A 14,027-nucleotide genomic window follows, 5' to 3' on the forward strand; every position below is an offset into this window, starting at 1 on the left:
GCGCACCTAAACCTTCGCGGCAAACCCTGCAAAACGCTTGTTGAACCCGGCCACTCGCCCCTCGACAGTCGTTTTGCGCTGCTGACCGGTGTAAACCGGGTGCGATGCACTGGACACATCCAGCGCCACGTAGGGGTAGGTCTGGCCGTCGCTGTGAACCTGGGTGCGATCCGTTTCCACGGTCGATCCGATCAGAAAGAACACATCCGCCGCCGTGTCGTGGAACAGCACGGGACGATATTCGGGATGGATACCTGCTTTCATGAAAATCACCTCGGTCATTAATTGATACTTTATAACATACTATATTGAGAATGATTTTCGATACCCGAAATTTCATTTTCCCTCGCCTTTCGTCCGCTGGCCATTTGTCACCCTACCGGGCTATGGTCGGGGTTTGCCCAGGCCCCTGAGCCTGATTGACCGAAGCATTCGCAAGGATTTTCGCATGAGTCTGTCACTCCTCAGCCGTTACGCCGTGTTCGCCGCCTGCGTGCTGTTCACCTTGGCCAGCCTTCCCTTCCTGCACCACGAATGGCTGTGGCCCTTTACCCTGACCACCGCCGTGCTCAGCCTGATCGGCCTGTTCGACCTGCTGCAGAAACGCCATGCGGTACGCCGCAACTACCCGATTCTGGGCAACATTCGCTACCTGGTCGAAGGCATTCGCCCGGAGATCCGCCAGTACCTGCTCGAATCCGACAGCGATGCCCTGCCCTTCTCCCGCGCCCAGCGCTCGCTGGTGTACGCCCGCGCCAAGAACGAAGCCTCCGACAAACCCTTCGGCACCCTGATCGATGTGTATGAGTCGGGTTTCGAGTTCATCGGCCACTCCATGCGCCCCGCGCCACTGGCCGACCCGACAGGTTTCCGCATCACCGTCGGTGGCCCGCAGTGCAGCCAGCCTTACTCGGCATCGATCTTCAACATCTCGGCCATGAGCTTCGGTTCGCTCAGTGCCAATGCCATCCGTGCCCTCAACGAAGGTGCCCGGCTCGGCAACTTCGCCCATGACACCGGCGAAGGCAGCATCAGCCCCTACCACCGCGAGCACGGTGGCGACCTGGTCTGGGAACTGGGCAGCGGCTACTTCGGCTGCCGTACCGCGGACGGACGCTTCGACCCCGCGCGCTTCGCCGAGCAGGCCGCCAACCCACAGGTGCGGATGATCGAAATCAAGATGAGCCAGGGCGCCAAGCCCGGCCACGGCGGCATTCTGCCCAAGCACAAGGTGACCCAGGAAATCGCCGACACCCGCGGCATCGTCATGGGCGAGGACTGCATCTCGCCGTCTCGCCACAGCGCGTTCTCCACGCCCATCGAAATGATGCAGTTCATCGCCCAGTTGCGTGAGCTGTCCGGCGGCAAGCCGGTGGGCTTCAAGTTCTGCCTGGGCCATCCGTGGGAATTCATGGGCATCGCCAAGGCCATGCTGGAAACCGGCATCCTGCCCGACTTCATCGTCGTCGACGGCAAGGAGGGCGGTACCGGCGCCGCGCCCGTGGAGTTCACCGACCACATCGGCGTCCCCCTGCGCGAGGGCTTGCTGTTCGTGCACAACACCCTGGTTGGCCTGAACCTGCGCGACAAGATCAAGCTCGGCGCCAGTGGCAAGATCGTCAGTGCCTTCGACATCGCCAGCGTGCTGGCTATCGGCGCCGACTGGGCCAACTCTGCACGCGGCTTCATGTTCGCCATCGGCTGCATCCAGTCGCAGAGCTGCCACACCAACAAGTGCCCGACCGGCGTTGCTACCCAGGACGCCCTGCGCCAGCGCGCACTGGTGGTGCCCGACAAGGCCCAGCGGGTGCTCAACTTCCACCACAACACCCTGCGCGCCCTGGCCGAAATGCTGGCCGCTGCAGGCCTCGAGCATCCCGCGCAAGTGGAGGCCAAGCACCTGGTGCGGCGTATTTCCGCCACCGAGATCAAGCTGTTCTCGCAGATGCACGTGTTCCTCAAGCCCGGCGAACTACTGACCGGCGAGGTGGACGGGCAGTTCTACTCGCGGATGTGGCAGTTGGCGCGCGCCGACAGTTTCGAGCCGCACAGCGAAGCCGCAGCCTGATCCGAATACACCGATCATCGCCCTCACAATTTTTTCACCAAGTCCGGCCAGCGTCTAAGCTTCAGACAAGCAAGACGAAAATACTTGGCCGGACTGAACTCTATGGGCGCACTGTGGCAATCGGAACAGACCAGAACGGAAGCACCCGAAGCACCTCTGGCCGAGCCACCACAGCCGAAGCCACCTCGTCAGCGTCGGTTGTGGTGGCGACTGATCATCCTGATCGTGCTGGTGGCCATGGTGGCGGTGGGCTTTGCCGTCTATGAGGAGGTGCAGAGCTCGGACCTGCAATCGCGTGAATTCAGCCGCCTGGCCAGCACCCTCACCTACTCGCTGGAGCGCGGGCCGAGCGACGCGATCGTCTACCCAGGCGACGGCCCCTTCGACAAGCGCCTGGGCTACAGCGCCCTGGGTCAGTTCCTGCCGCGCCTGCTCAAGCGCGACTACCTGATCAGCGAGCAGGTGCGTTTCTCCCCGGCACTGATGCGCTATGTCGACCACGGCCTGTTCGTGCCCTACGTCGAGAAGATCCAGGCCGGCCTGTCGATCACCGACTGCCGCGGCGACACCCTCTACCAGTACCACTACCCCCAGCACCTGTACGACGACTTCGCCTCGATCCCGCCGGTGATCGTCAACAGCCTGCTGTTCATCGAGAACCGCGACCTGCTCGACAGCAAGGACCCGCAGAACAACCCAGCGGTAGACTGGCCACGCTTCGCCAAGGCGGCCTACAGCCAGGTCGCCAAGTACCTGGCCCTGCCCGGCCAGTCAGCGGGCGGCAGCACCCTGGCGACACAGTTGGAAAAATACCGGCACTCGCCGGACGGCCTGACGGTCAACGGCGCCGAGAAGATCCGCCAGATGATTTCTGCCAGCGTGCGCGCCTATCAGGGCGGGCCGGACACCACCGAGGCGCGCCAGCGCATCGTGCGCGACTACCTGAACAGCGTGCCGCTCTCGGCGGTACCCGGGCACGGTGAAGTGCATGGCATGGCCGAAGGGCTACGGGTCTGGTACGGCGCAGACTTCGCCGAGGTGAACAAGGCGCTCACCGCGACCGAAACCGACGCCCAGAGCATGGCCGCTCGCGGCCTGGCGCTGCGTGAAGTGCTGTCACTGATGATTGCCCAGCGTCGGCCTTCGCATTACCTGTCCAAAGGCCGCGTCGAGCTGGCCGAGCTCACCGACTCGCATATCCGCGTGCTCGCTGCCAACGGCATCATCGATCGCCCGCTGGCCGACGCCGCGCTGGCCAGCAAGGCGGTGTACCGCGACTGGGTGGCTCAGCCGACCATCGTGCCGATCATCACCAACAAGGGCATCAGCCTGGCCCGTAACCGCCTGGCAGCCATGCTCAACCGCCCGCTGTACGACCTCGATCGCCTCGACCTCTCCGCCACAAGCACCCTGCAAGCCGACTTGCAGACCCAGGTCAGCCAGTACCTGAAGAACCTCGCCGACCCCGAGTTCGCCGCGCAGATGGGCCTGATCGGCGAGCGCCTGCTGACCAGCAAGACCACCGACCAGGTCAGCTACAGCTTCACCCTGTTCGAGCGCACCGCCGACGGCTCGCGGGTTCGGGTGCAGACCGACAGCACCAACCAGCCGTTCGACATCAACGAGGGCAGCAAGCTGGAACTGGGTTCGACCGCCAAGCTGCGGGTGCTGACCACCTACCTTGAAATCGTCGCCGAGCTGCACGACAAGTACGCCGGCAAGCCGGTAGCCGAGCTCAAGAAAGTGGAGGTAGCCGACCTGGACCGCATCACCCAGTGGTCACTGGAATGGCTGATGCTGAACAGCAAGAACCAGAACCTCGACGCCATGCTCGACGCCGCGCTGGAGCGCAAGTACTCGGCCAATACCGGCGAGGCATTTTTCACCGGTGGTGGCATGCACGTGTTCAACAACTTCCGCAAGGAGGACAACGGCCGCAACCCAACCCTCAAGGACGCATTGCGCGAGTCGATCAACCTGCCGTTCATCCGCCTGATGCGCGACCTGGTGCGCTACGTCACCTACCAGCAACCCTACAACCGCGAACCACTGCTCAAGGATGACGCCGACCCGCGCCGCCAGGAGTACCTGGCGCGCTTCGCCGACCGCGAGGGCACCAATTACCTGATGCGCTTCTGGCGCAAGTACCAGCGCAAGACCTCCCAGCAACGCCTGGACACCTTCCTCGACAGCATGCGCGTCACCCCCCAGCGCCTGGCGGCGGTGCACCGCTACCTGTTCCCCGAGGCCGGCCAGGAAACCTTCAACGCCTTCGTCCGCGCGCACAGCGCCAAGGACAAGGCCGCCATGGCCAAGCTCAACGACGGCCGCCTTTCTGAAATGTACGCCGCCTACGGTCCAGGCAAGTACGACTTGCCCGATCAGGGTTTCATCGCCAAGGTCCACCCTCTGGACTTGTGGCTGCTCGGCTACCTGCTGAAAAACCCTGGCGCCACCCCCACCGAGATGGTCAACGCCAGCCGCTTCGAGCGTCAGGAGGTGTACAGCTGGTTGTTCAAGAGCCGTCACCAGGGCGCCCGTGACAGCCGCATCCGCACCATGGTCGAAATCGAGGCGTTTCTCGACATCCACCAGCGCTGGAAGCGCGTCGGCTACCCCTTCGATCACCTGGTACCGTCACTGGCCACGGCCATTGGCAGCTCGGGCGACCGCCCTGCGGCGCTGTCCGAACTGGTAGGCATCATCCAGAACGATGGCGTACGCCTGCCGACCCTGCGCATCGACACCTTGCACTTTGCGGCCGGCACCCCCTATGAAACCAAACTGATCAGCGACCCCGACCGCGGCCAACGAATCCTCAAGGTGGAAGTGGCGCGGGCCCTGAAAGGCGCGATGTCGCAGGTGGTCGATGCCGGTACGGCGCGGCGTATTTCCGGCAGCTTCAAGCTGCACGACGGTACCTCGCTGGTGATGGGTGGCAAGACCGGGACGGGTGACAACCGCCTGCAGAGCTACGGCGCCGGCGGACGGCTGATCGGCTCACGCTCGCTGAACCGCACTGCCACCTTCGTGTTCTTCCTCGGCGACAACCACTTCGGCACGCTCACCGCCTTCGTGCCGGGACGCACGGCGGAGTCGTTCAAGTTCACCTCGGCACTGCCCGTGCAGGTACTCAAGGGTATGGCGCCGATTCTCATGCCATACCTGGAGCCGGGAAACCCCAATGAATGCAAGGCGCCGCAACTGGCGATGCACTGACAGGCAAGGCACCCATCAAAAAACCAGATGATAATCATCTGCATTTGAAGCCTTGTGTTTAGATATATCTTGAGTAATATCTTGCGATATATCGAAACACAAGGAGCCTGCACCTCATGCGTGACCACGCCCCCCATGATCCTTTCGAGCGCCGCCCCGGTCGCGGTGAGCGCGGCCCGCGGGTGTTCGCCCCTGGCGATCTGAAACTGCTGATGCTGTCGATGCTCGCCGAGCAACCCGGCCACGGCTATGACCTGATTCGTCAGATCGAAGGGCTATTCGATGGCAGCTACAGCCCCAGCCCCGGGGTGATCTACCCGACCCTCAACTTTCTTGAGGAAGCCGAGCTGATCAGTGGCCAGATTCAGGGCAGCAAGCGCCTCTATGTCATCACCGAAGTCGGTCGCCAATCACTCGCCGAACAAGCCGTCGCCCTCGACGGCGTACGCATGCGCATCGAGTTGAGCAAGCGTGCCCTGCGCGGACATGACCGGCCGCCAGAGATCAACGAGGCGGTCGGCAATCTGCGTCATGCCCTGCACATGCACAGCGGCCGCTGGACACCCGAGGAAATCGAGCGGGTACGCGGCCTGCTCAACGACACGGCCAGGGCCATCGCAGGCGGGCCGACCGATTCCGTTCAGGAGAAAACCCCATGAGCGACACCATTCATCGCGTCAACCACGAGATCCGCCAACGCCGTCTGCAGGTGCTGCGGGTCACCGACCTGACCCCGCGCATGCGCCGTATCACCCTGGGCGGTGCGGAACTGGCAGGCTTCACCAGCCTGGGCACGGACGACCACGTCAAGGTGCTGTTCGGCTGCACGCCCGAGGAGCAACAAGCGATCGAGGCCCGCAACCTGGGCCGCGACGGCGGCGTACGACCGACCATGCGCGAGTACACACCGCGGCGCATCGACCTGGACGCCCTGGAGCTGGACATCGACTTCGTCTTGCATGGCGACGGCCCTGCCTCGACCTGGGCTGCCCAGGCCGCGCCGGGCCAGCACCTCGATATCGCCGGCCCACGCGCGTCGATGGTGGTGCCGGACATCTTCGACAGCTACCTGCTGATCGGCGACGAAACCGCCATCCCCGCGATTGCCCGACGGCTCGAGGAGCTGCCGGCCGGACGCCAGGTGCTGGCGGTCATCCAGATCGAGGATGAACAGGAGCGCCAGCCGCTGCCGAGCAAGGCGCAGGTGGAGGTCATCTGGGTACGTCGGCAGGCAGAGGACCTGCTCGGCCTGGTGAAAAACCTGGCGTTGCCGCAGGGCCGGCTGTATGGCTGGGTAGCGCTGGAGAAGGGCCTGACCCGGCAGGCCAAGGCTTTGCTGCTGGAAAAGGGCGTGGCCGAGGATGCGCTCAAGGCAGCTGCTTACTGGCGCGCAGAGGGCACTGCGGATGATGAGTAGCCAGTAAGACCGATGCGGCCCTGTCGCGGGACGAGTCGCAGCGACTCGTCCCGACTCATCCCTTCACCCGCCCCCACCACCGATCCACCCCGATCACCAGCAACCCGATCCCCCAGAACCCCGCCAACACCGCCAGTGCATTGATCAGCACCCGCCCATACCCCAGGCTCGCCACATCGACAAAGGGATAGGGGTAGACCCCAATCTCATGCCCCCGCCACAAGGTAAACAGGAAATACACCAGCGGGTACAGGCTCCAGGCGCCCAGGTGCCATAGCCGCAAGCGCCCCTTGGGCACCGCCAGACACCAGTACAGCACGAACACCAGCGGCATCACGTCGTGCAACAGTTCGTCGGCCAGCCACTGCCAACCCTCGGGTTGCCACAGGTGCCGAAGCAGCAGGCTGTAGGCCACTGCCACCAGCACGATACTGACCAGCACACCGGAACTCACCGCCGGCGTCAGGAACCAGCGCCGCGCCGCCGTCTCACGGCCGAACGCCGCATGGCTCAGTACCGTGGCCACCAGGGTGTTGCTCAGCACGGTGAAATAGCCGAACAGATTGACCATGCCACCGATCAAGCTGGCCTGCTCCTGCCAGCGCGCCAGCAGCACCAGATACAACTGCACCGCCAACCCCGTCCAGCCGAGCAGCGCGGCCAGGGTCAGCCAGGGACGCGGCACCCTCAAGCCTTGCGTGACAGCTTGATGTACAGCTGCTCGACCTTTTCCCGCGCCCAGGGCGTCTTGCGCAGGAAGGTCAGGCTCGACTTGATGCTCGGGTCGCTCTTGAAGCAGCGGATGTCGATGCGCTCGGCCAGCCCCTGCCATTGGTAGTGGGCCACCAGCTCGGTGAGGATCTGCTCCAGCGTCTTGCCGTGCAGTGCGTTGTGTTGGGCCGTGCTCATGCAGTGCTCCCGCGTTGAAAGATGCGCACCTTACACGAGTGTAGTGGGCCGGTGTGCAAGGATGCGGACCGCCTGCGCTCCCAGCCCAGGCCAGAGCCTTCCACAGCACAAACCCCTGGCCAGACAGGAAACCTCTGTGATGAAATAGAAATGTTATATTGTATCTATTCGTATCTTCACTATAACTATCTGCCAAGGAACGTCACACGCTCATGTTGTCCAAGTCACTGCGCCTCTCTCCCCTCGCTGTCGCCTTGTGGCTGGCGTCATCGCCCAGCCAGGCGGTGGAGCTCGAACCCCAGGTGATCACCGCCAACCCGCTCGGCAACCGCCAGCTCGCCGCCCCAAGCACCGTGCTCGAAGGCGATGACCTGCTGCAACAGCAGCACGGCAGCCTCGGTGAAACCCTCAACAAACAGCCCGGTGTCGCCTCCACCTGGTTCGGTCCAGGCGCCAGTCGCCCGGTGATCCGCGGCCTGGATGGCGACCGCATCCGCATCCTGCGCAACGGCGTCGGTGCCCTGGATGCCTCGTCATTGTCCTATGACCACGCCGTGCCGCTGGACCCGGTCACCGTCGAACGCGTCGAGATCGTCCGTGGCCCGGCTGCGCTGCTTTACGGCGGCAACGCCATCGGTGGTGTAGTCAACACCTTCGACAACCGCATTCCCGACTCGCCGATCGATGGCATCCATGGTGCAGGCGAGCTGCGCTATGGCGGCGCCGACACCACACGCAGCAGCGCTGGGAAGCTCGAAGCCGGTGACGGCAATTTCGCCCTGCACCTGGACGCCAACAGCCGTCAGTTCAACGACCTGCGCATCCCCGGCTATGCACGCAGCGCGAAGGTGCGCGACGCCGACGAACCCGGCAGCAAGCATCGCCTGGAAAACAGCGACGGCCGCCAGGACGGCGGCGCCATCGGTGGTTCCTACCATTGGGACCATGGCTATGCAGGCCTGTCCTATAGCCGCTACGACAGCAACTACGGCTCGGTGGCCGAGCCCGGCGTGCGCCTGGACATGCAACAGGACCACTACGCCTTCGCCTCGGAACTGCGCGACCTCGAAGGGCCGTTCAGTTCGGTCAAGGTCGACGCCGGCTACACCGACTACCAACACCGCGAGATCGAAGAGGGCGAGGTCCACACCACCTTCAAGAACAAAGGCTATGAGGCGCGCATCGAAGCCCGCCACCAGCCGATCGGCCCCGTCGAAGGGGTGATCGGCGCCCAGGTCAGTCGCAACGAGTTCTCGGCACTGGGTGAAGAAGCCTTCGTGCCGCACACCGACACCGACAGCCTGGCGCTGTTCATGCTCGAGCAATGGCAGGCCACCGAACGCTTGAACCTGAGCCTGGGCGCACGCCTGGAGCACACCCGCATCGATCCGGATGCCAAGGGTAACGAGAACTTCGTCGGTGCCGACAAATCGACCAGCTTCAATGCCGCAAGCCTGTCATCGGGCGCGGTGTACCAGCTCGACCCGGTCTGGGCACTGGCGGCGAGCCTGGCCTACACCGAGCGCGCACCGACCTTCTACGAGCTGTATGCCAACGGCGCGCACGTGGCCACCGGAGCATATGAAGTGGGCGATCCGAACCTGAACAAGGAGAAGGCGATTTCCGGCGACCTGGCACTGCGCTTCGACAACGGCACGCACAAGGGCAGTGTCGGCGTGTTCTACAGCCACTTTCGCAACTACATCGGCCTGATCGGCAGCGGTAATCTGCGTGAAGGTCATGATCATGACCATGGTGACGACGACCACGACCATGATCATGACCACGACGACGGCGGGATTCCTGAGTACCTGTATCAGGGCGTGCGTGCGCGCTTCTACGGTATCGAGGCCCAGGATCGCTGGAAGCTGCTGGAGAACCGCTACGGCAGCTTCGCCCTGGAGCTGTCCGGCGACTATACCCGCGCCAAGAACCTCGACACCGGCGAGCCACTGCCACGCATCGCCCCGCTGCGGCTGGGCACCGGCCTGCTGTGGGAGTTGGATCGCTGGCAGGCGCGCGTGGACGTGCAACACGCCGCCTCGCAGCACCGCAAGCCGGACAACGAACACGGCACCGACGGCTACACCACCCTCGGCGCCAGCGTCGGCTATCGCTTCGACATTGGCCAGAGCCAGTGGCTGGCCTTCGTGCGTGGCGAGAACCTGACCGACCAGACCGTGCGCTACGCCAGTTCCATCCTGCGCGATATCGCGCCGGCACCGGGGCGTAGCGTCGAAGTCGGGCTGCGCACCAGCTTCTGACCTGCTTGCAGGGACAACTGTCTTGTTCAAAATCTAAAGGCCAGCCCAATCCGAGTAGGAGCGGGCTTGCCCGCGAACACGGGCGTAGCCCGTGCCAGACAGCGTGGTGTTTTTTTCGCGGGCCAGCCCGCTCCTACAGGAACTGCACCCACTATTACGTCTGCGACAACAATCCCCTGCGACATTTTGTCTTTTTTTCTTACAACTTCCCCTATATCCTCCGCACCGCAAGCTGAAACGCTTCACTAATAAACCCTCCAGCCGTTTCCATCGAAGCGTTCGCTCCTCGATGCGCTTGCGTTTTTCTCAATAATCAAAAGACAGCGCTATCTCATGTTTCAACTGCCGAAGAATCCATACCCGGGCCTCGCCCTCACCGCCCTGCTCAGCGGCTTTTCGCCCAGCGCCAGCGCAGACGCGCCCTTCGCCAAAGACTCACCCTGGATGTTCGGTGACTGGGACGGTACCCGCACCGCACTCCAGGCGCAGGGCTACGACTTCACCTTCGGCTACACCGGCGAAATGGGCAGTAACCTGCACGGCGGCTTCGATCACGATCGCACCGCACGCTACAGCGACCAGTTCACCTTGGGCGCCCATCTGGACCTGCAAAAGATCCTCGGCTGGCACGACAGCGAATTCCAGCTGACGGTCACCGAACGCCACGGCCAGAACATCAGCAACGACCGGATCAACGACCCGCGCGTGGGAGGTTTCACCTCCGCCCAGGAAGTCTGGGGCCGCGGCGAAACCTGGCGTCTGACACAAATGTGGATCAAGCAGAAATACTTCGATGGCGCACTGGACGTGAAGGTCGGCCGCTTCGGTGAAGGCGAGGACTTCAACAGCTTCCCCTGCGACTTCCAGAACCTGGCGTTCTGCGGTTCCCAGGTGGGTAACTGGGTGGGTGGCATCTGGTACAACTGGCCGGTCAGCCAATGGGCGCTGCGGGTGAAGTACAACCTCGCTGACGACCTCTACGCGCAGGTCGGCGTCTTCGAACAGAATCCCTCCAACCTTGAATCCGGCAATGGTTTCAAGCTCAGTGGCAGCGGTACGCAAGGTGCGCTGATGCCGATCGAACTGGTGTGGACCCCAAGGGTCAATGGTCTGAAAGGGGAATATCGCGCCGGCTACTACTACAGTAATGCCAAGGCACAGGATGTTTACAAGGACGGCAACGGCCAACCGGCGGCCTTGAGCGGCCAGGCTTACCGCAGCAGCGCCAGCAAGCATGGTTTCTGGCTCGGCGCCCAGCAGCAGGTGACCTCGCGCGCCTCGGACGCCTCCCGCGGGCTAAGCCTGTTCGCCAATGCAACGATGCATGACAAGAAGACCAATGCCATCGACAACTACGTTCAGGCAGGTGTGGTGTACAAGGGGCCCTTCGATGCCCGCGCCAAGGACGACATCGGTTTCGCCCTCGCCCGCGTGCACGTCAACCCCGCCTACCGCAAGAACGCGCGCCTGGCCAACCAGGCCAACGCCGTCGTCGACTACGACAATCCCGGCTTCCTGCCCGTCCAGGACACCGAATACAGCGCCGAACTCTACTACGGCGTTCACCTGGCGGACTGGCTCACCGTGCGTCCTAACCTGCAGTACATCCGCCATCCGGGCGGGGTGTCGCAGGTCGATGACGCGCTGATCGGCGGCCTGAAGATCCAGAGCAGTTTCTGAACCCAACCTTGAACGAACGGAGAACATGCGATGAGCACTGACGGTGCCAAGAATGGAACCCGCTGGCTACCGCGCCTCGTAGGCGTGCTGCTGTTGCTGATGGGCCTGGCCCTGATCGCAGGCGGTATCAAGCTGAGCCAGCTGGGGGGATCCCTTTACTACCTGATCGGCGGGATCGGCTTTGCCCTTTCGGGCATCCTGCTGATCGCCCTGCGCCGCATCGGCCTTGGCCTGTATGGCGTGGTGCTGCTGGCCAGCACCGCCTGGGCGCTATGGGAAGTGGGTCTGGACTGGTGGCAACTGGTGCCACGCCTGGCCATCTGGTTCGCCCTCGGCGTGGTCCTGCTGCTGCCCTGGGCGCGCCGCCCGCTGCTTGGGCCTGCCTCTAAGGTCAACGGCGCCCTGCTGGCCGCCGCCGTGGTCGCTTCCGGCGCAACCGCAGTTGGTAGCCAGTTCACCCATCCCGGGGAGATCTTCGGCGAATTGGGGCGTGACAGCAGCGAAATGGCCAGTGCAGCCCCTTCCATGCCGGACGGCGAATGGCAGGCCTACGGGCGTACCGAACACGGCGACCGCTACTCGCCCCTGCGCCAGATCACCCCGCAGAACGCTTATCGCCTGAAAGAAGCCTGGCGCATTCGCACCGGCGACCTGCCGACCGAAAACGACCCGGTCGAATTGACCAACGAGAACACCCCACTCAAGGCCAACGGCATGCTCTATGCCTGCACCGCGCACAGCAAGGTGCTGGCCCTGGACCCGGACACCGGTGCCGAAATCTGGCGCTTCGACCCGCAGGTCAAGAGCCCGGTCAAGACCTTCAAGGGCTTCGCCCACATGACCTGCCGCGGCGTTTCGTACTATGACGAAAACCGCTACGTCAGCCGTGACGGCAGCCCTGCGCCGAAGATCTCCGATGCCGGCCAGGTCGTTGCCCAGACCTGCCCACGACGCCTGTACCTGCCCACTGCCGATGCCCGCCTGATCGCGATCAACGCCGACAACGGCAAGGTCTGCGAAGGCTTCGCCAACCAGGGTGCGATCGACCTGACCACCGGCATCGGCCCATTCACCGCCGGCGGCTACTACTCCACCTCGCCAGCGGCGATCACCCGTGATCTGGTGATCATCGGCGGGCATGTCACCGACAACGAGTCGACCAACGAACCGTCCGGCGTGATCCGCGCCTACGACGTGCACGACGGCCGCCTGGTGTGGAACTGGGACAGCGATAACCCCGACGACACCAAGCCCCTGGCGCCGGGCAAGACCTACAGCCGCAACTCGGCGAACATGTGGTCGCTGGCCAGCGTCGATGAAGACCTGGGCATGATCTACCTGCCGTTGGGCAACCAGACCCCTGACCAGTGGGGCGCCAACCGCACCCCAGGCGCCGAGAAGTACAGCGCTGGCGTGGTCGCCCTGGACCTGGCCACCGGCAAGGCACGCTGGAACTACCAGTTCACCCACCACGATCTGTGGGACATGGACGTGGGCAGCCAGCCCACCCTGGTGCACCTGAAGACCGACGACGGCGTGAAGCCTGCGGTCATCGTGCCGACCAAGCAGGGCAGCCTGTACGTGCTCGACCGTCGTGACGGCACCCCGATCGTGCCGATCCGCGAGATCCCGGTACCGCAAGGCGCGGTCAAGGGCGATCACACGGCGCCGACCCAAGCCCGCTCCGACCTCAACCTGCTCGGCCCCGAGCTGACCGAACAGGCCATGTGGGGCGCCACGCCATTCGACCAGATGCTGTGCCGCATCCAGTTCCGCGAGCTGCGCTACGAAGGCCAGTACACCCCGCCGTCCGAACAGGGCTCGCTGGTGTATCCCGGCAACGTCGGCGTGTTCAACTGGGGCAGCGTGTCGGTCGACCCGGTGCGTCAGTTGCTGTTCACCTCGCCGAACTACATGGCGTTCGTGTCGAAGATGATCCCGCGCGAGCAGGTAGCCGAAGGCAGCAAGCGCGAAAGCGAGACCAGCGGCGTGCAGCCGAACACCGGCGCCCCGTATGCCGTGACCATGCACCCGTTCATGTCGCCACTGGGCGTGCCGTGCCAGGCACCGGCCTGGGGTTATGTGGCCGCTATCGACCTGTTCACCAACAAGGTGGTGTGGAAACGCAAGAACGGCACCACTCGTGACAGCACCCCTGTACCGATCGGCTTGCCGGTGGGTGTACCAAGCATGGGTGGCTCGATCGTCACCGCCGGTGGCGTGGGCTTCCTCAGCGGCACCCTGGACCAGTACCTGCGCGCCTATGACGTGCACAACGGCAAGGAACTGTGGAGCGCTCGCCTGCCAGCCGGTGGCCAGGCCACGCCAATGACCTACACGGGCAAGGACGGCAAGCAGTATGTGCTGATCGTGGCCGGAGGACATGGCTCGCTAGGCACCAAGATGGGCGACTACATCATCGCTTACAAACTGGCTGAATAAGCCTCGACTGCGGCGGTGTGGCCACCGC

10 protein-coding genes are annotated in these 14,027 nt (G+C 63.8%); 7 read left to right on the plus strand and 3 right to left on the minus strand.

Annotated features, from left to right (window positions below; genetic code table 11):
* Window positions 1-6: 6 nt before the first annotated feature.
* A complete protein-coding gene (locus IAE40_RS16245) occupies window positions 7-264 on the minus strand; it encodes a type B 50S ribosomal protein L31 (protein ID WP_054891864.1) in 258 nt (85 codons plus the stop codon).
* 184 nt (window positions 265-448) lie between these two features.
* Between IAE40_RS16245 and IAE40_RS16250 the strand changes: the two genes are divergently transcribed.
* The 4 genes from IAE40_RS16250 (at window position 449) to IAE40_RS16265 (ending at window position 6,704) form a co-directional block, all read left to right on the plus strand.
* Window positions 449-2,068, plus strand: coding sequence for an FMN-binding glutamate synthase family protein (locus tag IAE40_RS16250; protein ID WP_200603533.1), 1,620 nt, complete (start codon window positions 449-451; stop codon window positions 2,066-2,068).
* A gap of 102 nt (window positions 2,069-2,170) precedes the next feature.
* A complete protein-coding gene (locus IAE40_RS16255) occupies window positions 2,171-5,287 on the plus strand; it encodes a transglycosylase domain-containing protein (protein WP_200603534.1) in 3,117 nt (1,038 codons plus the stop codon).
* A gap of 116 nt (window positions 5,288-5,403) precedes the next feature.
* Window positions 5,404-5,946: a PadR family transcriptional regulator gene (locus IAE40_RS16260; RefSeq protein WP_063543412.1), complete on the plus strand. Its 543-nt coding sequence runs from the start codon at window positions 5,404-5,406 to the stop codon at window positions 5,944-5,946.
* The gene (locus IAE40_RS16265; RefSeq protein WP_197892666.1) at window positions 5,943-6,704 is read left to right on the plus strand and encodes a siderophore-interacting protein; all 762 of its coding nucleotides are present in this window, start codon (window positions 5,943-5,945) and stop codon (window positions 6,702-6,704) included. Before IAE40_RS16260 ends, IAE40_RS16265 begins: the two co-directional genes overlap by 4 nt.
* Window positions 6,705-6,759: 55 nt before the next feature.
* Here the strand turns inward: IAE40_RS16265 and IAE40_RS16270 are convergent, their stop codons facing one another.
* Together IAE40_RS16270 and IAE40_RS16275 are read right to left on the minus strand one after the other, a co-directional pair.
* Window positions 6,760-7,389: a Pr6Pr family membrane protein gene (locus IAE40_RS16270; RefSeq protein ID WP_151925367.1), complete on the minus strand. Its 630-nt coding sequence runs from the start codon at window positions 7,387-7,389 to the stop codon at window positions 6,760-6,762.
* A 2-nt stretch (window positions 7,390-7,391) separates the two neighbouring features.
* Window positions 7,392-7,613, minus strand: coding sequence for a VF530 family DNA-binding protein (locus IAE40_RS16275; RefSeq protein WP_063543406.1), 222 nt, complete (start codon window positions 7,611-7,613; stop codon window positions 7,392-7,394).
* 212 nt (window positions 7,614-7,825) lie between these two features.
* Here IAE40_RS16275 and IAE40_RS16280 point away from each other — a divergent pair, with 212 nt between their 5' ends.
* The 3 genes from IAE40_RS16280 to IAE40_RS16290 all read left to right on the plus strand — a co-directional run bounded on the left by IAE40_RS16280 (window position 7,826) and on the right by IAE40_RS16290 (window position 13,999).
* Entirely contained in the window at window positions 7,826-9,877 is a 2,052-nt protein-coding gene (locus IAE40_RS16280) for a TonB-dependent receptor (RefSeq protein WP_153773998.1), read from the plus strand.
* A 333-nt stretch (window positions 9,878-10,210) separates the two neighbouring features.
* Window positions 10,211-11,557, plus strand: coding sequence for a carbohydrate porin (locus IAE40_RS16285; protein ID WP_200603535.1), 1,347 nt, complete (start codon window positions 10,211-10,213; stop codon window positions 11,555-11,557).
* Between the two features lie 30 nt (window positions 11,558-11,587).
* Window positions 11,588-13,999 (plus strand): glucose/quinate/shikimate family membrane-bound PQQ-dependent dehydrogenase, encoded by a 2,412-nt coding sequence (locus IAE40_RS16290; RefSeq protein WP_200603536.1) that lies wholly within the window; start codon window positions 11,588-11,590, stop codon window positions 13,997-13,999.
* Window positions 14,000-14,027 lie beyond the last annotated feature (28 nt).

The organism is Pseudomonas sp. S44, assembly GCF_016624805.1.
In the GTDB taxonomy this organism is placed as follows: Bacteria; Pseudomonadota; Gammaproteobacteria; order Pseudomonadales; family Pseudomonadaceae; genus Aquipseudomonas; species Aquipseudomonas machongensis.

Excerpts from the sequence above, each read along its gene's own strand:
- IAE40_RS16245 (WP_054891864.1), bottom strand. The coding sequence starts at position 264 with ATGAAAGCAGGTATCCATCCCGAATATCGTCCCGTGCTGTTCCACGAC.
- IAE40_RS16250 (WP_200603533.1), top strand. The coding sequence starts at position 449 with ATGAGTCTGTCACTCCTCAGCCGTTACGCCGTGTTCGCCGCCTGCGTG.
- IAE40_RS16255 (WP_200603534.1), top strand. The coding sequence starts at position 2,171 with ATGGGCGCACTGTGGCAATCGGAACAGACCAGAACGGAAGCACCCGAA.
- IAE40_RS16260 (WP_063543412.1), top strand. The coding sequence starts at position 5,404 with ATGCGTGACCACGCCCCCCATGATCCTTTCGAGCGCCGCCCCGGTCGC.
- IAE40_RS16265 (WP_197892666.1), top strand. The coding sequence starts at position 5,943 with ATGAGCGACACCATTCATCGCGTCAACCACGAGATCCGCCAACGCCGT.
- IAE40_RS16275 (WP_063543406.1), bottom strand. The coding sequence starts at position 7,613 with ATGAGCACGGCCCAACACAACGCACTGCACGGCAAGACGCTGGAGCAG.
- IAE40_RS16280 (WP_153773998.1), top strand. The coding sequence starts at position 7,826 with ATGTTGTCCAAGTCACTGCGCCTCTCTCCCCTCGCTGTCGCCTTGTGG.
- IAE40_RS16285 (WP_200603535.1), top strand. The coding sequence starts at position 10,211 with ATGTTTCAACTGCCGAAGAATCCATACCCGGGCCTCGCCCTCACCGCC.
- IAE40_RS16290 (WP_200603536.1), top strand. The coding sequence starts at position 11,588 with ATGAGCACTGACGGTGCCAAGAATGGAACCCGCTGGCTACCGCGCCTC.